The organism is Gulosibacter sediminis (assembly GCF_014904065.1).
In the GTDB taxonomy this organism is placed as follows: domain Bacteria; phylum Actinomycetota; class Actinomycetes; order Actinomycetales; family Microbacteriaceae; genus Gulosibacter; species Gulosibacter sediminis.
Genome location: NZ_JACXJG010000029.1, coordinates 700 through 912, shown reverse-complemented (window position 1 = coordinate 912; position 213 = coordinate 700). Strand labels below are relative to the sequence as shown.

The window sequence follows — 213 nt, the reverse complement described above, 5'->3', positions numbered from 1 at the left end:
CGCCGACAAGTACGGCATCACGTCGCTGCAGAACCTCGCGTCGCTGCCCGCGCGCGGTGCGGTGATCGTGGTCGCGCCGCTGCCGATCGTCGGCGGCACCGGTAGCCCGACCCGCGTGTTCGCGCTGGTCGAGGGGCAGGCGTGAGCATGACCGTCGCCGAGCTCGTGGGCCAGGCGCTCGCGAAGCTCGGCGCGCGGCACTGCTTCGGCGTG

At 73.7% G+C, this 213-nt stretch carries 1 pseudogene; it reads left to right on the top strand.

The features are described from left to right. Window positions 1-145 (top strand): annotated as a pseudogene (locus tag ID132_RS14210) (cyclase family protein); the annotation flags it as partial. Window positions 146-213: the final 68 nt, after the last annotated feature.